General features: G+C 42.3%; 12 protein-coding genes and 2 tRNA genes. 10 read left to right on the top strand and 4 right to left on the bottom strand.

Going from position 1 to position 22,070, the window contains the following annotated elements:
• Positions 1 to 17 precede the first annotated feature (17 nt).
• Both F9K33_08675 and F9K33_08670 read right to left on the bottom strand, forming a co-directional pair.
• On the bottom strand, positions 18 to 1,259 hold the full coding sequence (locus tag F9K33_08675) for an FtsX-like permease family protein (GenBank protein ID KAB2879605.1): 1,242 nt from the start codon (positions 1,257 to 1,259) through the stop codon (positions 18 to 20).
• 9 nt (positions 1,260 to 1,268) lie between these two features.
• Positions 1,269 to 2,078, bottom strand: a complete 810-nt coding sequence (locus tag F9K33_08670) for a hypothetical protein (protein KAB2879604.1) — start codon at positions 2,076 to 2,078, stop codon at positions 1,269 to 1,271.
• 125 nt (positions 2,079 to 2,203) lie between these two features.
• Here F9K33_08670 and F9K33_08665 point away from each other — a divergent pair, with 125 nt between their 5' ends.
• The 10 genes from F9K33_08665 to F9K33_08620 all read left to right on the top strand — a co-directional run bounded on the left by F9K33_08665 (position 2,204) and on the right by F9K33_08620 (position 21,589).
• The gene (locus F9K33_08665; GenBank protein KAB2879603.1) at positions 2,204 to 5,386 is read left to right on the top strand and encodes an AAA family ATPase; all 3,183 of its coding nucleotides are present in this window, start codon (positions 2,204 to 2,206) and stop codon (positions 5,384 to 5,386) included.
• A 1-nt stretch (position 5,387) separates the two neighbouring features.
• The gene (locus F9K33_08660) at positions 5,388 to 8,246 is read left to right on the top strand and encodes a PD-(D/E)XK nuclease family protein (GenBank protein KAB2879602.1); all 2,859 of its coding nucleotides are present in this window, start codon (positions 5,388 to 5,390) and stop codon (positions 8,244 to 8,246) included.
• A 2-nt stretch (positions 8,247 to 8,248) separates the two neighbouring features.
• Positions 8,249 to 9,532 carry a dNTP triphosphohydrolase gene (gene dgt / locus F9K33_08655; protein KAB2879601.1) on the top strand — a complete coding sequence of 428 codons (1,284 nt, stop codon included), beginning with the start codon at positions 8,249 to 8,251 and terminating at the stop codon, positions 9,530 to 9,532.
• Between the two features lie 24 nt (positions 9,533 to 9,556).
• Positions 9,557 to 10,726, top strand: coding sequence for a DUF2130 domain-containing protein (locus tag F9K33_08650; protein ID KAB2879600.1), 1,170 nt, complete (start codon positions 9,557 to 9,559; stop codon positions 10,724 to 10,726).
• Between the two features lie 12 nt (positions 10,727 to 10,738).
• Entirely contained in the window at positions 10,739 to 12,031 is a 1,293-nt protein-coding gene (gene hflX, locus F9K33_08645; GenBank protein ID KAB2879599.1) for a GTPase HflX, read from the top strand.
• Positions 12,032 to 12,170: 139 nt separating this feature from the next.
• Positions 12,171 to 14,165: a PorV/PorQ family protein gene (locus tag F9K33_08640; GenBank protein ID KAB2879598.1), complete on the top strand. Its 1,995-nt coding sequence runs from the start codon at positions 12,171 to 12,173 to the stop codon at positions 14,163 to 14,165.
• Positions 14,166 to 14,182: 17 nt separating this feature from the next.
• On the top strand, positions 14,183 to 16,771 hold the full coding sequence (locus F9K33_08635) for a SpoIIE family protein phosphatase (protein KAB2879597.1): 2,589 nt from the start codon (positions 14,183 to 14,185) through the stop codon (positions 16,769 to 16,771).
• A gap of 1 nt (position 16,772) precedes the next feature.
• Positions 16,773 to 18,554, top strand: coding sequence for a hypothetical protein (locus tag F9K33_08630; GenBank protein KAB2879596.1), 1,782 nt, complete (start codon positions 16,773 to 16,775; stop codon positions 18,552 to 18,554).
• 269 nt (positions 18,555 to 18,823) lie between these two features.
• The gene (locus F9K33_08625) at positions 18,824 to 20,173 is read left to right on the top strand and encodes a hypothetical protein (GenBank protein ID KAB2879595.1); all 1,350 of its coding nucleotides are present in this window, start codon (positions 18,824 to 18,826) and stop codon (positions 20,171 to 20,173) included.
• Positions 20,174 to 20,206: 33 nt separating this feature from the next.
• Positions 20,207 to 21,589, top strand: a complete 1,383-nt coding sequence (locus tag F9K33_08620; GenBank protein ID KAB2879594.1) for a hypothetical protein — start codon at positions 20,207 to 20,209, stop codon at positions 21,587 to 21,589.
• Positions 21,590 to 21,850: 261 nt separating this feature from the next.
• On the opposite strand, the gene F9K33_08615 is transcribed toward F9K33_08620, so the two are convergent.
• Positions 21,851 to 21,934, bottom strand: a tRNA-Tyr gene (locus tag F9K33_08615).
• Between the two features lie 51 nt (positions 21,935 to 21,985).
• A tRNA-Thr gene (locus tag F9K33_08610) sits at positions 21,986 to 22,058 on the bottom strand.
• Positions 22,059 to 22,070 lie beyond the last annotated feature (12 nt).

The raw sequence follows: 22,070 nt of genomic DNA, 5'->3' as shown, positions 1-22,070 counted from the left end.
ACTAATCCCTCTGGAGGTTATTCATACCTAATCGCATTAACTGGATCTAATTTTGCTGCTCTATAAGATGGAAAAACCGTGGCTGCCACGCACAGCCCTATTGAAAAAACAGTGATACCCAAGAAATAATACCAACGCATTTCAATCGGGACACTGTCCATAAAATACACATCGGAATTAAGTGAAATGATCTTGTACTTTAATTGCAGCCAGCACAAAGCAAGAGCGAATATATTTCCGATGCCCGATCCTATCAGTCCAATCCAAAAACCTTCTAAAATGAAGATATTGCGAATGCCGTTGGCCCCGGCACCCATAGATTTTAATACGCCAATATCCTTAGTTTTTTCAATGACGATCATGAATAAAGTTCCGATGATGTTGAACGCTGCAACCGTAATAATCAGAGTAAAAATGATCATCATGATGAAGTTGTTTGTCTCAAGCCATCCGAATAAATTTCGATGAATATCCAGCCACGTACGCACATAGAACGGATACCCAAGCAACTCCCCTAACTCTTTCCCCACATCCTGCGCTAAAAACAAATCCAATAGACGCAATTCGACGCCTGTTATGGAATTGCCGTAATCAAAGAGTTTCTGTGCTTCCGTAATATCGATATACACGTAAACATTATCGTATTCTGAAAGGCCGCTCCGATAAATTCCGGTTACGATAAACTGGCTTACTTTCGGTTGTTTTATGAAAGCCAATGTGTTTTGGAGGCTGAAAACCGTAACTTTATCGCCGATAGACACGAACAATTTGTCCGCCAATTTTTTTCCCATCAAAGCGCCGGGCAACTCGCCCGGAGTATTCCTTTTAAGATTTATTTTGTTCTCACTTTTGGAAAGGATTACATCGCTGCGAATATCCAATGCCTGATCAACTTTATCCTGGTCAATACCTTTTATGATGATTCCATCCGTAGAGCGTTTAGACCGTATCATCGCTTCTTTCTCCACATACGGTGAAACACCTTTTACATCCGGAGCCGTGCGGATTTTTAATTCCAACTCATCATAATTGGAAATTAAGGGCGTTCCATCAAACGTTTTGATACGGACATGTGAATCAAACGTAATAAACTTAGAACGCAGTTCACGCTCAAATCCGGAAATAATGGACATAGTTATGATCAGAGCCGCCGTACCCAAAGCGACGCCCGCAATAGAAATATATGCAATAACAGAAACAAAGCCCGTTTTTCGTTTTGCCCACAGATACTTTTTTGAAATAAAAAATGGATAATACATTGACGTCCGTTATTCAATAAGCCCGGCTTCTTTGAGCCAGACAGGCAATTCAAACTCCAGATAACGATCTATAAGCTGCCTCACTTCCTTGTGATGTGCAACATCGTAGTTACTCGCACTAATCTGTCGTTTCATATCTTCTATCGCCATAAGCTCGCGTTTGGCAAACGATTGTTTCGATAACTGGTTTCTTATTTTTTCAATTTCTTCCTGAAGCGTCTGGCTATCGTGTTCCGCCCTTTTTGCATCGGCTATCAGCAATTCCAATGTTGCAATTTGCTTGGGAATAACTTCCATTTTTTTGATCTGGTCTTCCATGAGAAGATACTCATTTCGTAATGATTGTATCTCCGTTTTCTTCAATTCTATGACACCTTTCAACTCGTTGATCAAATCCGGATCGCGAATAAGTGATGTGATCTCATATTCAATTCGTTCAACCGCCGCTTTCTCATACATACCTTTTTCGGTAATCTGCATCTGTTGGTTTTCAAGATTCTTCAATTTATGGTACTGGCGAGTAAACTCCTTTAACTCCTTTTCGAGATCCGTTAACGAAGCCGCTTTAAGGCGCTTTTCATGCCACTGAAGATTGAGCGACGTAAGCGCACCTTTTTCCTCTGCTTCGAGTTTTAACACAGCCCACTCAAGCTGTCGAATACCTTCCTGGAGCTCGTCATTTACCTTTTTCCGGGCATTGAGTATCCGATCTTCCTTCAGCCAGCCCATAAATTGGGCAAACTTCATCATCGCATCGTTTTCATCGGACTTACGCGCCATGGTGATCTTTGAAGCTTTTTTTGCGGAAGACTTAGCCATGAATAGTAAAACTTATTTCGAATTTTTACATGATCGGAAATTTTTATCAAATATTCCACATAAAAACTGCGGGCAGAAAGAGTTGACATTTTTTTTATATGTTTTCTGCTTAAACTTTTTTATATATGCTGGAAACCAATCTCATTCATTTCAAACGCATGCCTTTTTTAATTTATAAATCGTCTGCCGGATCTGGCAAAACTTATACGCTAGTCAAAGAGTATCTCAAAATCGCATTGGCATCGGACGAAAACTTTCGCCGTATCCTTGCCGTCACCTTTACGAACAAAGCAGCTGAAGAAATGAAAACGCGTATTATTAACGCAATGGCAAACATCTCTTCCCGATCGTCGGACAAGTTATCCGCCGTGTTATTCCAGGATTTGAAGAAGGAAACCGGACTTGCCGATGAACAAATCGTGATCTCTTCCGGACGTGTTTTACAAAACGTCTTGCATGGCTATTCTGATTTTGCAGTCAGCACGATTGATAGTTTTGTTCATAATATTGTTCGACATTTTGCCCGGGACCTGAAATTGTCGTGGAATTTCGAAGTTGAAACCGAAGAGATACGCATGCTGTCGGAGACTGTGGATCTATTGATCAACTCAGTTGGGAAAAACGAACCGCTAACGCGTTCGCTCATCGGATTTGTCGAGAGCCAGACTGAGGATGAGAAGGATTGGCATATTGAAAACCCGCTTAATAAGCTGGCTAAATCATTATTAGACGATGAGAGTATGCACCGCCTCGAGAGTTTAAACAATATGGATCTGGAAATATTTGAACGTGTCCGTAAACAGCTTTTTACCTTTACAAGGCAGATCGAATCGCAAATTAATGCCATAGCGTCTAATGCTTTACAGCTTATCGATCAAAACGAGCTATCGGAAACGGATTTTTATCAGCGCAGCAAAGGCATCGCCGGCTATTTTAGGAAATTGGAATCTGATTTTGCAGTCGACCATTTATTCCCAAACAGTTACGTCAAAGAGTCAATCGATACTCATAAATGGTATACCAGACAAATTCATGAAAATAATCGGAGAAAAATCGAATCTATCAAACCGCGATTGACGGAATGTTTCAAATCTATTCAGCAAATTGTCGCACAAAATCACAATAACTATGTAATATCCCGAGTTATTCTGCAGCGTATTTATTCTTTAAGCGTTTTGAATCAAATTAATGATCTGCTTGCTCAACTAAAGCAGGAGAAAAATTTTATTTTGATTTCAGAGTTCAATAGACGGATTCATGAAGTGGTTTCGCAGGAATCGATTCCTTTTATTTTCGAACGCATCGGCGAGAAATATGAACATTACCTGATCGATGAATTTCAGGACACCTCCCTTCTTCAGTGGTCTAACCTGCTTCCATTGGTTGATAATTCTCTGGCAGCCGGCCATTTAAGCATGGTTGTGGGTGATGGAAAACAAGCCATCTATCGGTTTAGAAACGGGGATGTTGAACAATTTGACCTTTTGCCTAAGATACGTAATGAAAACGATAACCCGACAGTGTCAGAGCACGAGGCGTCCTTGATACGACATCATGATATCAGATCGTTAGACATTAACTACCGCAGCTCAAAAAATATTGTGAATTTTAACAATGCGTTGTATGAGTTCCTATCCCAACTGCCGGAACTGTCCAATAAAGGGATTTATCGTAATCACTCGCAACAGCATCTTGCTGAAAACACAGGCGGATACATTACAATAGATTTTCTCGCGCCGGATAAGGAAAACACATTTAATCAAAATGTGTTGAACAAGACCATGTCCCTGATTGAATCACTTCGTAAAGAAGGATTCTCGAGAAACGAAATAGCTATTCTCACGAGATCGAATAGCGATGCGATAGCCATTGCGGGCTTTTTGATGCAAAACGGGATTTCCGTTGTTTCTGCGGAATCCGTGCTTATTCACAAATCTTCCGACGTCCGTTTTATAGTTTCCGTATTTCAATACCTAACTGATTCATCCAACGTCATTGCAAAAGCAGAAATACTCCATTATCTGCATGAACAATCCGGATTACCGGATGCCGTCTTAGACGACTCATTCGCGGGAATAAAAGAACCGGATTATTTTTTTAAAAAAATTGAATCCTATGGATTCAGTATTTATTTCAGGAGCCTGTCGTTCCTTTCTCTATATGAAATCGCTGAAACGATAATATCGAAGTTTTCATTAAATCGCGAGGCTAACCTTTTTGTTCAGCATTTTTTAGATGTGGTGCTTTTGTATTCCATCCGGGAAGGCAATTCAATTGATAGTTTCTTAGGCTGGTGGGAAGAAAACAAAGCCAGTTATTCCGTCACGCTGCCAATTGGAATCGATGCGGTCCATGTTCTAACGATTCATAAATCAAAAGGACTTGAATTTCCCGTAGTTATTGTTCCAAAAGCCGACTGGAAAATTGAAAACACGAAAGACGAAATTTGGATCTCACCCGATCTTCCGTTTGCCCCGGACTTGGAACATGTACTCGTCGCTTGTCAGAAAGATCTTAAGTATACTGATTTTGCGGAAAGGTTTGAAGAAGAGGTCCGGAAATCGTTTCTCGATAATCTTAACTTATTATATGTTGCCACCACACGCGCAAAGGGGCGTCTTCATATATTTTGCAGCGCGGTTCAGAAAGAACCTGACAATAACAATTCAATAAATGCTTTATTTATTCATTTCCTGCAGTCTATATCGCGCTGGGATATTAATCGGACTTTTTATGACTTTGGCGACGCGACATCTCACAGACAGATAGAATCAAAAAATCCGATATCCGAGTATGTTATCACATCCCCTTCTTCATTTTCCTGGCGACAACGGATACGGATTAAGCAAACCGCGAGCGAATTTTGGCCCAAAACTGAAATGAGTAAAACAGACTGGGGTAATATGGTTCATGCCGCTCTGGCAAAAATTATAACCGTCGGAGATATTCATTATGCCGTTAAGGAACTTGAATTCACGGGAAGGATTAACTCCGAGCTTAGCTTGCGGTTAGAACAAAACCTTACTTCCCTTTTAAGTCAAGATAATATAAGCCCTTTTTTTGAACCCGGACTCACAGTAAAAACCGAAGCGGAAATGTTTTTGGCCGGAAAAGGAATGTTGCGTATTGACCGGGTTATTCTTAAGGACAATAACGCTATTGTCATTGATTATAAAACCGGACAAACTCAAAAAGAAGATTATGTTATTCAACTGAATCAATACGCCGAAGCAATTCATAGTATGGGCTATTCCAAAGTTGACAAATATTTGCTTTATACGGATGAAAAAATACTAGAAAAAATATAAGATGGTTTCTTTTTTATCGGAACTGGCTAAAGACATTTATTCCCGACATCGGGATGATCTTGGTGAGATATGCATCGTTTTTCAAAATCGCCGTGCATGTCTTTACTTTAAACATTTCCTGGCTGAAGAATTTCAGCAGGCCGTTTGGGCTCCAAAGGTGCTGACCATAGAAGATTTTATTTTGGAACTGAACCCTGTTCAGATCATCGAACCGGTGTTACTCTTATTTGAATTTTTCACAGTCTATAGGAAAACCGGAGGGTCGGATTCATTCGATCACTTCGCACAATGGGGAGAAATTCTCTTAAAGGACTTTGACGAGATCGATGCATATTTGGTTCCGACCGACAAATTGTTTCATCATCTTAACGAAGCAAAAGCCATTGAGCAGTGGGATCCGGACGGAAAAGCATTGACGGATTTCCAATTGCAGTATCTCCGATTTTGGGAGTCATTTGAACCTCTTTATGAGGGACTCCGGAAACATTTGATTCAGAGGCATTTGGCTTATAAAGGAATGGCTTTGCGGGAAGTTGCAGAAAATATCGAGAGCAAGATAGCACAAAAAACGTGGAAAAAAATCATATTTGCAGGTTTTAATGCCCTGAGCCTTTCGGAAGAAAAAATATTCAAGTCGCTTATAAAGATGAAACGCGCGGACGTCATTTGGGATATGGATGCCTATTACGTTCGCAATGACAAGCAGGAAGCCGGACATTATGTTCGAAAATATCTGCGCGAGTGGAAAATCAGTAGTCCAAAATGGGAAAAAAACTTTCTATTATCAGAAAGGAAGAAAATCCAAATTATTGGCGCGGCAAAACACGTCGGGCAGGCGAAGGTGGCCGGCGATCTTTTGGAAAAAATACATAATGCAGATGCTGAGATCAATAACACCGCCGTAATTCTTGCCGACGAATCGCTTCTGTTTCCCATGCTTCATTCCATTCCGGAATCGATAAAAAACATCAATGTCAGTATGGGACTTTCTTTAAAATTCACCCCACTTTACAGTCTGATTGAATCCCTTTTTGATTTACAAGATAATGCACGCGAGTTCAAGGATATTGATGGCAACGTGGTATCAAAATTTTATCATAAGGATGTCATTTCCGTTTTGGGTCATCCCCTGCTTCAAGAGAGAGACGAGCGAAAAAATACCAATGCCAACAGGAGGTTGATACGCCATATAATTTCAGAAAACATCCTTTTCATAAGCTCATCGGAAATAGAAACTTTCTTTATGGAAACAGATTCTTCATATAAAAACATATTTTTCGTCAAATGGAACCATTCTCGCAATGCTTTGAATTCAATGCTGGACATTGCCTTATGGCTACGGGAAATCGCAACAGTCGAAAAAACAGCGCAATGGGATATCGAATTAGAGCCCTTCTTCCGCTTCTTTTCAACCATCCGCTTATTACAATCGCTGTTAGAATCCCACGAAACGCCGTTGGAATTAAAAAGCCTGCGTTTACTCCTTACGGAAATACTCGCTTCGGAACGAATCCCATTTTCCGGTGAACCGCTTAAAGGCTTGCAGGTTATGGGAATGCTTGAAACGAGAACCCTGGATTTCGAAAATGTGATTATGTTGTCTGTGAATGAAAACATATTACCCGCCGCAAAAAACCAGCAATCCATGATTCCGTTTGATATTAAGATCGCATACCACCTCCCCGCACATAAAGAGAAGGATGCAATTTTTGCGTATAATTTCTACCGTTCCATACAACGCGCTAAAAATATTTATCTGATCTATAATTCCGAAACAGACGATTTTGGCAATGGCGAGCGAAGCCGATTTATTACTCAACTGATTTTTGAAATGCCGAAGTTTAACGCCAACATGCAGTCGGGCGACATAACGGAAAGTTTTTTGGCCGGCGGCACATTTTCGGCGCATGCCGTTGCCGATGCTGAAATAAAAATATTTAAGAATGAACGGGTTGTGCGGCAAATAGACCACCTTATCGAGAAAGGCCTCTCCCCGACAGCCTTAAATACTTACATTAATTGTCCTCTCAAATTTTATTTAAAATACATTGTTCGCCTAACTGAAGCTGACGAAACTGAGGAAACCATTGAGGCAGGAACATTCGGAAGCGCAATGCATTTTACTCTTGAAAATTTATACAGGCCTTTCGAGGAAAAGATAATTACGTCAAAGGATGTCGATGGAATGGCGGCCAAAGCTCAGCCGCTTTTGATACAGGCTTTCCAGCAGTTTCTTAAAAACGGAGACATCCAACACGGGAAAAATCATTTGATGCTCAAAGTCGGAATAAAACTTATCAAGAACTTTCTAAAACTCGAAGCCCGTCGCATAGCAGACATCGAGCAAAGTGGAAAAACCGTTCACGTCTTGGCTCTAGAGAAAGAAGTTTCATGCGATCTTAACTTCCAATTGAATGATCAAAAAAAAATCGTTAGATTAAAGGGAAAAATGGACAGGATCGACGGCGTCGAATCAAATCTCTTTATAATCGACTACAAAACAGGCCGAGTCGATAACAAGGAGCTCAACGTTGGCGCTCTTTCCGAACTTATCAGCGATCCGGGGCTGGCAAAGAGTTTTCAGTTAATAATGTACGGATATATTTACGTACGCTCCGGAGTGTTGTCCGACCCTCAAATGATCTCTGCGGTTTATCCTTTTAAGAAGCTGACCAATGGTCTGCAGCCGGTATCGGTTAACGGCACATCTGCACTTGACGGAAAATTATTTTCGGAATTTGAAGAGGTTTTGAAAAAACTTTTGATCCAGGTTACAGACCCGCAAACGGCATTTTTGCAAACCGAGGATGTTACACGTTGTCGTAATTGCGAATACATTTCACTCTGCCGGCGTAATTGAGTATGAAAAATTCATTTTATAATTCGTTCGATACGGAATTACTTCATGCTGCAGAAACACGTTCTAAGTATGAAAGAACGCCCTTTCAACAAGACAGGGATCGAATCATTCATTCGTCCTCCTTCCGGCGGCTTCAGGCAAAAACACAAGTTTTTTTCTCCGGTGAATATGATTTTTATCGTACACGATTAACGCACTCGATCGAAGTAGCTCAAATCGGCCGTTCAATTTGCCACTACTTGCAGCAGGAAAGCGGATTGCTGGGAGGAGATTTCTATATTGATCCGGATTTGGTAGAGGCAATCTGTTTATCGCACGACATCGGCCATCCCCCTTTCGGCCATGCCGGCGAAGACACGCTGAATGCGCTCATGGAGAATCTAGGCGGCTTCGAAGGCAATGCTCAAACGTTGCGCATTCTCACTGAGACTATTTACTCCGGCTCAGTGGGTCGCGAAGGCATGAATCCGACACGCGCATTTACCGACGGTGTAATGAAGTATAAAATGTTGTTTCGGGACATGATTCATGATGGACAGCCGCCTAAAAACCATTTTTTGTATGATGATCAGGAAAAATACACCCAGTTTGTATTCGGAACACCCGTTGTGTCATCGGAATTCCACGAGGAAAAGAACCTAAACACATTTCGCAGTATCGAATGCCAGATCATGGACTGGGCCGATGACACCGCCTATTCAATCAACGATGTGATGGACGGGCTTGCAGCAGGGCTCATCACAGTTGAAAAGATCGATCAATGGGCGCAAAAAAAATCCCTAAGCTCGGAACTTACGGATTCTCTCAAATCGCTTCTTGACGCCATTCAAAAACGGGAACTCAACCGTTTCTTTGCCAGGAAAATCGGCGAGTATATCCATGCGGCAAAGCTGGTCGAGGCAACCAATTTTATGAGCGAAATAACGCGGCGTTATGCCTACAAACTTGAAATTGATCCGGCGGTGCGCGCAGAAGCCGATCTTTTCGGCATGGTTTCACGCGAACTCGTTTTTTGGTCGCCACAAATATACCAATTAGAATACAAAGCAGATTATATGCTGAAAAAAATTTTCAAAGCTTTTCAGGAACATTATTTATCCGATCCGAATTCGAAATTCGTTTTGCTGCCGGAATTTACGGAAAAATATGTTCGTAACGAAAAAGACATTCTTCGTCGTGCACGTTTAATTTGTGACTATATTGCCGGAATGACCGATGTTTTTGCTATTCGCACATACAAAAGATTGTTTGATCCCGATTTCGGGTCGATCATGGATTTAGTTTAATTAACACTTTTGGGATAACTGCTTATGAAAGAACAAACTATCAAGTGCCCGCAGTGCGGTCAAATCATCGAATTAAATCAAGCATTATCTTCACAGATCAGCTTTGAGATTGAAGAAAAACTGCGACTTGAATTTAATCAGCGTTTCAAGGATGAGATTGGAAAACGGGAAGAAAAAATAAAAAAAGAAAAAGATGAAGAAATCCATGTTTTGGTGAAAGACCTTCGGGAACAGCTCAATCATAAGTCGGATAAACTTAAGGACGCGCAGCAAAAGGAGCTGGATTTCCTGAAACGACAACGCGAACTTGAAGACCGTGAACATGCGTTTAAACTTGAAATGGAACGTAAGCTTACAGAAGAAAGAAGCAAAATCCGCAGCGATGTCTCGATGAAGTTATCCGAAGAACACCGCATGAAAGACGCTGAAAAGGAAAAGCAGATCAATGACTTGCGACGACAGATTGAAGAATTGAACAGGAAGGCCGAGTTAGGTTCCCAGCAATCACAGGGCGAAGTAATGGAGTTGGAACTTGAGAACGTTCTGCGTCAGACATTCCGCCATGACAACATTGAACCCGTCCCAAAGGGTGTAAAAGGCGCTGATGTGATGCAGCATGTCTATTCAAAGTCCGGCCAATTGTGCGGAACCATATTGTGGGAATCCAAACGTACGAAGAACTGGAGCGACGGCTGGATCCAAAAATTGAAAGACGATCAGCGTGAGGTTAAAGCCAGTATTGCCGTCATAGTGTCCGCTGTTTTGCCGAAAGATGTCAGTTATATCGGAAATAATGAGGGCATTTGGATAACCGATTTTTCAACGGCCATGGGATTAGCCGCCGTGCTAAGAACAAACATCATTGAAATTGCACAAACGCAGAATTCCATGATGGGAAGAAATGAAAAAAAGGATTTATTGTATAATTATTTATCAAGCCAGGTATTTCGTCAACGCATAGAGGCAATTGTAGAATCATTTAAAGCTATGAATGATGATCTTGAATCTGAAAAGCGTGCGATGTACAAAATTTGGGAAAAAAGAAAAAAACAAATTGATCGTGTCATTCAAAATACATCAGAAATGCATGGCGAATTGGAAGGCATTATGGGCAATGCACTGCCGCCGGTTCAAATGCTGGAACTCCCATTAGATGATATTGATAACAATAGCGACGACGAATACACCACATGAGAAAGAAATAAATTGAATAAATCGCATTCAACAAAACAGATCAAAGAACGCGCATTACTTGTTGGGATATCACATCCCCATGATACGGTTCCGGTCGAGGATTTTCTTGAGGAGTTAGCTTTACTGGCCGACACCGCAGGCGTAGACGTAGTCGATACGGCTACCCAAAACCTGAAACACATCGATCCGTCAACGTACATTGGCAAAGGGAAAGTCCATGAAATTGCGCAGAAGGTCTTTGAAAATAATATTCAGGTTGTGATCTTTGACGATGATCTTTCACCGGGCCAGACCAAAAACATTGAAAAAGAAGTTAAATGTAAAACTATCGACCGGAGCGCGCTTATTTTAGACATCTTTGCAAAACGCGCACGAACCAAGGAATCCAAAACCCAGGTAGAATTGGCGCAGCTGGAATATTTGCTACCGCGCCTTACACGCCAGTGGACGCACCTTGAACGCCAGGCCGGCGGCGGGGTTTTCACTAAAGGTCCGGGTGAAACTCAGCTTGAAACGGACAAACGCCTGATAGGAAACCGGATCGCCGTTCTGAAAGAAGAACTCAAAAAAATCGAAAAACAACGTAAGACCCAGCGCGCCACGCGCGACGAGATGTTCAAAGTCGCGCTCGTAGGCTACACCAACGCCGGTAAATCGACTCTTCTTAATGCTTTATCCGATGCAGACGTATTTGTCGAAGACCGACTTTTCGCGACACTGGATGCGACCGTTCGGCGCGTTCACCTCGATAACGATTATCCGTGTCTCTTTACCGACACCGTTGGATTTATTCGCAAACTCCCCCATCATTTAGTCGCATCATTTCGTTCCACACTGGAGGAAGTTCGCGAGGCCGATATCCTGCTGCATGTCGTGGATATCGGTAATCATCAGTTCCATGAACAAATGGAAACCGTAAATCAGGTTCTTAAAGAACTGGAAGCAACCAATGACACCATGATGATCGTGTTTAACAAGGTCGACAAAGTAACCGACGAAGCCACGCTGTCGCAATTGAAAAAAGCATTTAAAGGAGCGCTTTTTATCTCCGCGCAGCGAAAGATTGGTTTGGACAAATTGAAGCATGCTATTATAAAACAAATTAATGCTGATTACGTCATCAGAACAATTACGATAGACAATGCCGACGGAAAACTGTTTTCAATGGTACATTATTTAGCGGAAATAATGGATACAAAGCATAAAAGCAAGACAACCACAATCAGATTTCGCGCCCGAAAACAGGATGCGGAAAAAATTCAGGACTATCAAAACAAACACAAAGACAGGCTGAAGATCTTGTAAGCGTGAACAAATTGTTTTTTGAGTTTATTTGATTGTTTTTATTAGTTTTTTATTGCAAATACGCAGCTATTATCCTATCTTTTTATAAATATTCAAGAGTTCCAATCTTTAGACATTCACTCATTATTACGCTATTGGTATGCCCCGACGTTTGATAAAATATATCGAGTCTGCTGTTATTCAAGTTTTATTTTTTTGGGCAGCTATTCTAACTGTCTACACAAATATTTCTCCGCAAGTCTATGCACAAGGCCCTGCAGACGGCACGCAAAGTCTTTTCATTGAAACCGGCATGGGTGCGCGGGCGCAAGGATTTGGAAATGCATTCGTAGCTACGGCCAATGACGGATCCGCTGTTTTCTGGAACCCTGCCGGTCTTGACTACTTGAGTCAGTCCAATCTAGTCCTATTTCATTCAACGCTTGTCGCCGGAAGCTTCTACAATTTCGCCAGCGTAACGTTTCCTTTTGTACAATTCGGTTCAGTCGGCGTGGGCGTCGCGAGGGTTGGTGTTGATGGAATAAGCATCAACAATGATTTTACAGTAATTTCCTCTAATCAATCATGGACCAAAGAAGAATATTACTTTTCGTACGGAAAGAAATTGCCGTGGTTTGGATTGGCGCTAGGAACCACTTTCAAAGTAGATCATACCTCGTCAGCAAATCTTGAAAACGACCAGGTAAACACCGTATCAGGTACCGGATTCGGTCTGGATATCGGCGCCATGTGGCGCCCCGATTATGATAATGCCATTCTCCGCAATCTCTCTGTCGGACTTAATTTTCAAAATGTAATAAGACCCAGCATTAAAATGGTAGATCTTAGCGATACCGATCCATATAATATTAAATTTGGTTTAGCAAAAGATCTATTCTTCGGCGATGAAACGTTGAAGAAATTTACTCTGGCGGTTGATATGAATAAAAATCAAGAGAGCCCTAGTCCGACTTTTAATTTGGGTGCAGAATTTACTTATAACCGTTTCCTCGTAGCGCGTCTTGGTTTAATGGCCGGACAAATGACCGTCGGGATGGGCACAGAGTTCAATCAATTCCAGCGTTTTCAGGTGGACTATTCCGTCAACATCGGCAATCCGTTTGGAACGCCATTGCATCGTTTGTCGCTGACCATGAATTTCGGCAAAACTGTCGAAGAGAAAGTTCAAATAGCGCGCGCCCAGCGCCTTGAAGAAGATCAAAAATTGATCACAAAAAATCAGGAAGCGGCAAGAGCCCGTGCTCTCAAAGAACACCATGCGCAGGGCAAGGAGCTTTTTAAAGATAACAAACTGCTCCCCGCCTTAGTTCAATTTGAACAGGTTCTGCAGCTTGACCCGGCCAACGAACAGGCAAAATATTACATCGACAGTGTCAACATGCTGATGGACGAACAGCTAGCGGCACAGCTTTCAGATACGGCCAACGCAGTCAAGTCGCTTACGATTAATGAAGAAAACGACAAGTTCATAAGGGACCATTACAAAAAAGGGTCGCAACTCGTTCAAAAGGGCGATTACCTTGGTGCCATCAGTGAATACCAGAATGCATTAGACCGTTCTCCAAACAATTCAGAACTTGCAAAAGCCCTAAACGAGACCCGCGGACTTTTAGATCAGAAGATCGGATCTTATATTGCTAAAGCGCGATCCAGCGCGGCTGCAAATAATTTTGCGGAAGCGCTAAAACTTCTGAGCGAAGCCCGAGGCCTGGATCCGACCAATCAGACCATTCAAAAAGAGATTGATACTGAACTTAAGAAAATCAGTAACCGGCTTAGTTTTCTCGAGTCAACACGAAGCGGTTTGGACGCTTATCAAAAGGCAGATTATCAGGCCGCTATGGAGGCGTTTGAACAGGCCTTGCTCATCGATCCGAGCAATGAAACTGTAAAAGAATATCACAAAAAATCAATTGTTCGAGGTTTTGCCACTTTTAAAAATCTGGAGGGCGACCAGGAAAAAACATATCTACAGGGCGTCGACCTTTATGTCGAAGGCAAATATGAGCAGGCGATCATTATCTGGCAGAGAATTCTGGAAAAAGACCCTTTAAATAAACGCGTTCTCAAGGCTGTGGATAAGGCAGAAGAACAATTGCGCGTACAGAAACAAAATAATTTGCGGAAGAAATAGTACAAACATCGTAAGATATGCTGTTTAAGAGTTCACATAAAGAAGAACTGAAAGTTCCGGCGGACATGAAGTATCTCGCCGATCTTCGTGATTTTGTGGTCACCATCGGAAGAAAAAACGGATTTGATGACAAGGTTATCGGCTCGTTAAAGCTCGCCACGGATGAAGCTGTGACTAATATCATCCGCCATGCCTATCGAGACACTCCCGGCAGAGGGTTTGTCACCATGCGGTCGATCGTCAAGACGTCAAGTCTGACTATTGTGCTGATAGATCAGGGGCGTACATTTGACCCGCGAAACGCCAAAGCTCCGGACATGAAGGAATATATCAAGATCGGCAAGAAAGGCGGCCTTGGTATTTTCATGCTCCAAAAGCTGATGGATGAAATTGATTATCAGGTAACGAGCGAAGGTAACGAATTACGCCTAGTCAAATATCGTACTGCCAAATCGAAAAGAAAAACATTTTTAAGTCAGGTCAATCTTAGAAACAGATATGCCATCATTTCCTCAGCCGCTTTGACGTTGTTCGTTGTTGCAGGATATATTGCATTTCAGAAAGTTCAGACGGAAAATCTGGAGGGTCAGATATTAAAGCGAATTACGGCCATTTCTGCGACCACATCTACTTCAAGTTCTGAATATATGGCGGATTTCAATGACCTATCCGTTTTCCAAATTGTTGATGCGCTTAAAAAAGAAAACGAGAACCTTATCGTTGACGTTTTCGTTGTAGACAAAGAGGAGCGTATTTTTGCTTCGTCCAGGCGGCAGAGTTTGGGTAAATATGAGATTCCTTCAGATTATGAAGTAATTGAAGTTCAGGGAATTCAGGATGGCCAAGAGTTGCCGGACAGTTTGGCTGAAAAAATATCTAACCCGGCACTTCTACAGACTGCGCAGATATACAAATACCTCTGGGATGACGAATATGTTTTTGACGTCCATACGCCCATTTATCGTTCTAATATAATTGATCAGCAAAACTTATTAGGATATTCACGTGTCATTGTAAAGGAACAAACGATTCAAAGCGAAATGGCAACGTTGAAACTATTGGGTATCGTACTAGCTACGCTTATTCTTTTATTGGGTTATTCCGGAATCGCCATATTAGTTGCGCGTATTATCAGTCCGTTCCAAAAGCTGACCGATTGGATCCGATCAGCGGGGCATGAGACGATCACCGATGATATGGATATTGACACTACGAACGAAGTCGGTGAAATCGCGCAGGCTTTTAGCGACATGGCATCAAAATTTCGTAAAGCGCAGATTGGCCTTGTTCAGCAGAAACAGCTACAAAAAGAAATTCAGGTCGCTCAAGAAATTCAGCACATGCTGCTCCCGACCAGTTTTCCTGAAGTACAGGGTTACGATATCTCCACCTATTATGAATCCGCAAAAGAAGTCGGCGGTGATCTTTTTGATTTTATCAGCGTAGATGAAGATACAATCGGAATAGTTGTAGCAGACGTTTCCGGTAAAGGCGTGCCCGGCTCCTTAGTTATGACTATGATTCGAACCGCATTACGGCTTGAGGCTCGTGGAAACAAAAACCCTGGCGATGTGCTGGCGCGTGTCAACGATTTTGTCGTTGACGATATGAAAAAAGGAATGTTCGTTACGATGTTCTATATTATTCTCGATTCACGAAATCGAACCATTCACTACGCCAGCGCCGGCCATAATCCGATGATCCTGCACCGCGCATCGACAAAACAAACCTATTATTTGAATCCACGCGGGTTCCCGGTAGGTATTTCTTTGCCGGATCGAAAATTGTTCGGCCAATCCATTCAAACCGACAGCATCAAACTGCTTGAGGACGATGTTCTCATTGCGTATACAGACGGAATCACGGAAGCGATGAATACGAACCGCGACCTATTTAGCGATGAACGTTTTCTCGAGAGTATTCGAAGATTTGCTTTGAATGACGCCAAGGGTTTCGTGGAAAACATGCGTCAGGAAATTTTGTCGTTTACTGAAGGAGCCCCGCAGAACGACGACATAACATTTGTTGCAATTAAAGAGAATATGGCGTCCGGTGACGTCTTGTTTAATTTACGCAAAACCCTCCTCGATGATGTAGCAGGCGGTATGAGCGTTAAAGATGCGTGTAAGAAGGCGCGTATTTCAACTTCAACGTACTATAAATATAAAAAACGTTTTGCCGAATTAGGTGATGAAGGATTAAAGAACAAGGGTGACGGCTCCGATATCGAAGCCCGGCATTTAAGCATAGAACAAAAGGCAAAAATTTTCGATATTATTCGTGAAAATCCAGATCTTGGGCCGAAGTTGATCGGCGATATGATGAATACGGAAAAATATGGATTTACCGTATTATCAGAAAAACGTATATATGATGAACTGATTCGTATGCGGTTAAACACTCAAGAGAAACGTCAGGCCTTTGTTACACAACGCACTAAATCAAAACGGAAATTCAAATTACCAGGAACGCCTCTTCTCACCATGGACGGTGAAGTCATCAAGAGCAGCGGTTCGACCGACTCCATTGTTGACCGGATACTTCAACAACGAAAAACGGGCGAATCAGAAACGGAAAAAACCGAGCGACCCGTATCACAAGAATAACATGCGCTCGCAGCCATGTACTAAATCTGTATTTACTTACCTCTCTACCCTGCTATATTTTATCTTATTCACTTCAGTTTTATGGGGACAATCCGCTTTCGAAGGAAAACGCGTTCTCATCGTCCTGAAAGAAACCGGCCAACTCGAACCGACAAGATTAGTAATTGAGTTTAACGGCGGACATGTTGTTCATATATACCCACCTCGGATCCTTCAAGCTTATCTTACCGAAAAAAGTAAATTAGCTTTAAATTTAACCGGAATAATCACACTAATTGCAGAAGAGCCGATTGGACCCGGAACTCTGAAAGACATGAGTACGGCAGAAGAAATGGGTGTCAACAACTGGAATAATTTATTCATTACCACTGTAAAATCGCATGAAGTTGCTATAAATAAATACCCTGACGAGATTCCTCGCAGACCTACGAACGTAGCCGCGAATAATAAATCAGCAATGCTGAATTCGAAAAGTTTAAACACGAGCGACTACCTAATTGGCTCGGTAAGTGTAGGAATAATTATTGTAGAATCAAGCGGAACTACGGACCATAAGACCGAGACATGGACGCCAAATGATATTGAACATATTACCGAGCAAATTTACGGTGGCATGGAGTGGTGGTCACAGGAGGGAGGTTATCGTGCAAATCTGTCTTGGACGTATGATATCAAAAGGTGTACTACCGGCTATGAACCCATAACACGAAGCAGAGAAGAAAGCCCTATTTGGGTCAAAGACTGTATGAACCAATTAGGCTATACTGAGGGTGAAGACTATGAGCGAACCCGTGCCTATTCGGATGTTTTGAGGAAGCAATATAAAACAGATTGGTCGTTCGTAATATTTGTTGTGCCTGCGCGAAACGATGACGATGGTTATTTCGCAAATAAATCCGGTGTCGCGTGGGCTTATGTGGGCGGCCCGAATATGGTCATCCCGAACAAGTGTAACGGCTGGGGCTATAATCAGATTTGGAAAGTTGTTGCGCATGAAACAGGACATGTATTCAACGCAATGGACGAGTACGATGATAAGAACACCCAGCATACCGCTTCAATTTTGGATATGGCAGGCATGCAATACACAGACAGGCAGATCAAAGATGTCTGTATGATGAAGTCTAATGATCTTTTTCTCTGTGATCGTACTCGTGCGCAAATCGGTTGGGTGGATTTGGATCATAACGGTGTCTTTGATTCGGATTGTAGACATATCAGTTCAGTCTACCATTACGAAAAAATGGTTGATGAAACTAAATTGCCCATGACCGCAAAACTAATGTTTTATGAAAATTTCGTCGGTCAAAATGAATGGTACGAAGATCACCATAATTACATGAAAAGCGGCGTTTATGTCATGTATGATTCTGTTCACGGTAGTTCGTCATGGCTCGATAAGGATTATTATGATTTCACCGCTTCTGTGAAAACGCTGTGGATTCAAGGCTCTGCAGCCAGCGGGTACGGTTTGATGCTGCGCGTGAAAACAGCAACGGACGGATACATTTTTTTTATAAACAAACATCGGCAATATGCTTTTGGCAAATACGTCAATTCAAACTGGAAATATCTTGCGCCGTGGAGTTTTTCCGAGGCCATCAAATCAGAAGGAGATAATATACTAACAGCAAAATGTATCGGAAACCGTTTCACGCTTTATATAAATGATCAACAAATAAGTGAAGTGACTGATGATACATTCATCTATGGGAATGTGGGCCTGGCTGTATTGCCTGAAGTGCAAATTGCGTTTGACGACCTTACCATTCTTAAGCCATAGCATTAATTAGTGCTACCACCCGTTATCATTGCCGCATTCAATCTGACAATTACTTGTCCAGTGTTTTAATTATTTTAATTACATTAAATACTTATGTCAAAAAATTATGTTGACAATCATTTTCTTTTTAGGTAGTTTTTCCAAGCAATTTCGTGTGCCTTCCTGTCTCAACATGTTCTTGTTAAGTAATAATCTTTAATTTAATAGCTCTTCTTTTTATTCTCTTAACGTCTTATCGACTGAAAAAACTAACCTCAGGAGGATCACAGATGAACTCATGTCGAACGAAGTTTTTTGCAAAAGCTGCAATGGGTATGCTGGTTGTGATGTTACTGTCGCAACAAGTGTTTGCCGGCGGCTTTTCGATTTATGAACAAGGCGGCCGCGCAACGGCTCAGGGTGGCGCTGTAGTGGCGCGTCCGTGGGACGCCTCAGCGGCTTTCTACAATCCGGCCGGTCTCGCATTCTACGGTACGCCGGGACAATGGCGTGTTTATGCCGGTATAACCCCGGTCCAATCTTTATCGAAATTCTCAGGACTTGATGAATTTCCCGGTGCCGGTGTAAAGGAAAAAGCCAAAGATAAGTGGTTTCCACCTTTCTATGCTTACGGAATATATCAGATTAACGACAAGATGGCCGCCGGGTTAAGCATTACAACCCCGTTTGGCTTAGGAACTGAATGGGAAAATAAGAACAACACCTACAGCGGTCGTTTTAGATCGATTTTGGCAGATATTCAGGCCGTTTACATTTCACCGACATTTTCTTACAAGATCAATGATATGTTTGGCATCGGCGTAGGTATCGATTATGTATTTTCCAAAGTTGCCTTAGAGCGTCACAGCGGAGCTATGTTCAATAATGGAGACGAAAACCGTCTGTATGATGTCATCGGTGTGGAACTAGAAGGAGAAGACAAAGGATCGTTCGGATTTCACCTAGCCGGTTATGCAAAGGTCAATGAAAAACTATCGTTTGGGGTTGATTACAAACACTCGGTTAATAATGAGTATAAAGGCACTGCCCGATTCCGCCAGATCAATACGGGCATTTCTGCACTGGATGCTAACGTCGCATCAACACTTGCAAACCCGCTTTATGGCGGCTTAAAACAAAACGGCAATACATCAGTGGAATTTCCAAGCAGTCTGGTCGTTGGTGTTGCGTACAAGCCGATTGAAAAATTGTCGATCGAATTAGATTATGTATATGCAGGTTGGAGCGTTTTTGAAACCGTCGAAATTGAGTTCCCGGAATCCGGCATTTTACCTACGAGTATTCTTGAAGAAAATTACAAAAATACCTGGCAGATACGTTTTGGCGCCGAATACGCCGTTAATGAGAAACTATATGCACGCCTCGGTTATATATATGATAAAACGCCGGCTCCAACAGAAACCCTTAATCCTCTCCTGCCGGACGCAGATCGCAACGATATCGGAATTGGTGTCGGATACAAGATTAATGACGCATGGCACATTGATGCCGCATACCTTGCAGTCATGTTCAAGGAAAGAAGCACTAAATCAACAAATGTTGATGGATATGATGGAGTCTATAATTCTCACGTTAATTTATTCTCATTGGGATTTGGCTATAACTTTGGCGCAAAATAACAACAACGTATTGAAAATATTTTGGAGGTAAAAATGAAAACAATGCTTAAACACGGTCTATCGTTGCTTATTGCCGCCATAGTCTATGCCGGCTGCTCGGTAGATTATCCGTCCAGCAGTGAAAAACCTTTACCGTTAATTACAACAAGCGGAACGGCGAATTTCACAAAATTTGTCGTCGCCGGAAATAGTCTAACGGCCGGCTATCAAAACGGAGGTTTATCTGAACAATTTCAGGTAAACAGTTATGGTGCGCAGATATCAAGGCAATTAGGTTTAGAACACGGCGGCGAATTGGGTTCGGATTTTGAACAGCCGTTGGTTGATGATCCAGGTACCAGCGGCATACTTACTCTCAATTTAACAACGACGAAACCAACCGCGGTAACGAATCCATCCAACAGCTTCATTAATGCCGCATTGGCAAGAGCATATGATAATTTGGGTATTCCGGGTGCATTTATTTATGATTTCAAGAACGGAACGTCTTCTGCCACTTCTTGGGTCGCCGGTGTGCTCGGATCTTCTCCTAATACACTTTTCGATGCGATCTTACGTGGATCAGGATCTCAATTTACACAACTGCAGACTCTGAATCCGACATTTATCATTTGGTGGGAAGGCCACAACGATATTTTGGGCTATGCTACCAACGGCGCCGGTTTAAATGGATCCTTTACGGCTATCTCAGGCGTTCCACCATATACACCGCGCAGCCAAGCCGAGGCTACTGGGTTTGGTTTTCCATCAACACTGAATTTTCCTGACATGTATACAGACGCTTTGACAAGTGTAGCGGGCATTACCGGATCAGAAGTTATTACAGGCAATATCCCCTACGTCACGTCGATTCCTTACTTTACGTTTCTTTATCCCAATCCGACAGTATTGCCGGTTGTTGACACACTAATCCTAAGCGCCGTAACCGGCGCCAAAGGGCGGCTTTATTATCAGGAAACCAAAGACAGCATCCAATATGTGCTGCTGCCTGCTTCCTCAGTATTCGGAAGCACGTCGGCATCCATTGGAGATTTGAACGCCTCGACACCTTATGGGTTGCATCCTTTAGACCCCGTTAGCGGAAAGTACACGTTGACTTTTGCTGAAGTAAGAAGCATTAAGTCGATTATTGACACGTATAATAGCGCCATCGCAGCTGCCGCTACGGCCAATGGCGTAACTGTAGTCGATTTCAATACCATCTTTAATAATATTGCCACAACCGGAATTTCATACCCGGGCGGATTTGTTGCGAATGCTAAATTTTTATCAGGTGGATTATTTAGCTTAGACGGTGTACATCCTTCTTCTCATGGATATGCTGTTGTTGCCAATGCGTTTATTGACGCCATCAATACGCAATACGGCAGCGACATACCAAGAATCAATGAGGCGAAGTTCTTGAATACTAAATAATTTATTTGTTTCAAAAAAAACCCATCCTGATCTTAATCGGGATGGGTTTTTTTGTGTATATGACGCATTCTGACCCATCAATAAGAAAACCCCCGAATATTTATTCGAGGGTTTACACGTAGGCAGTGAAGGATTTTCAGCCAAAGGCTGATGAGCTTTGGGCGCAGAACCTTTTCCAGCACATCGGATAGGCATGCACTGGGCATAGCCCGGCAAATTTACAAAAAAAATCCCTCAAACTTAGATTTGAGGGTTTACACGTGGGCAGTGAAGGATTTGAACCTCCGTAGGGCATAGCCCGACAGATTTACAGTCTGTTGCGATTGACCACTCCGCCAACTGCCCGTGAGTCAAAATATGTCAATTGAAATCTCTGATAGATATCTAAAGCCGTAGAGCTGGTGGGCGGAATTGAACCGTCGACCTACTGATTACAAGTCAGTTGCTCTACCAGCTGAGCTACACCAGCACTATCAAGAAT

The sequence above is a fragment of the bacterium genome (assembly GCA_008933615.1).
GTDB lineage: Bacteria > CLD3 > CLD3 > SB21 > SB21 > SB21.
The sequence above is the reverse complement of the archived record's forward strand: the minus strand, read 5'-3'. Positions and strand labels throughout refer to the sequence as shown.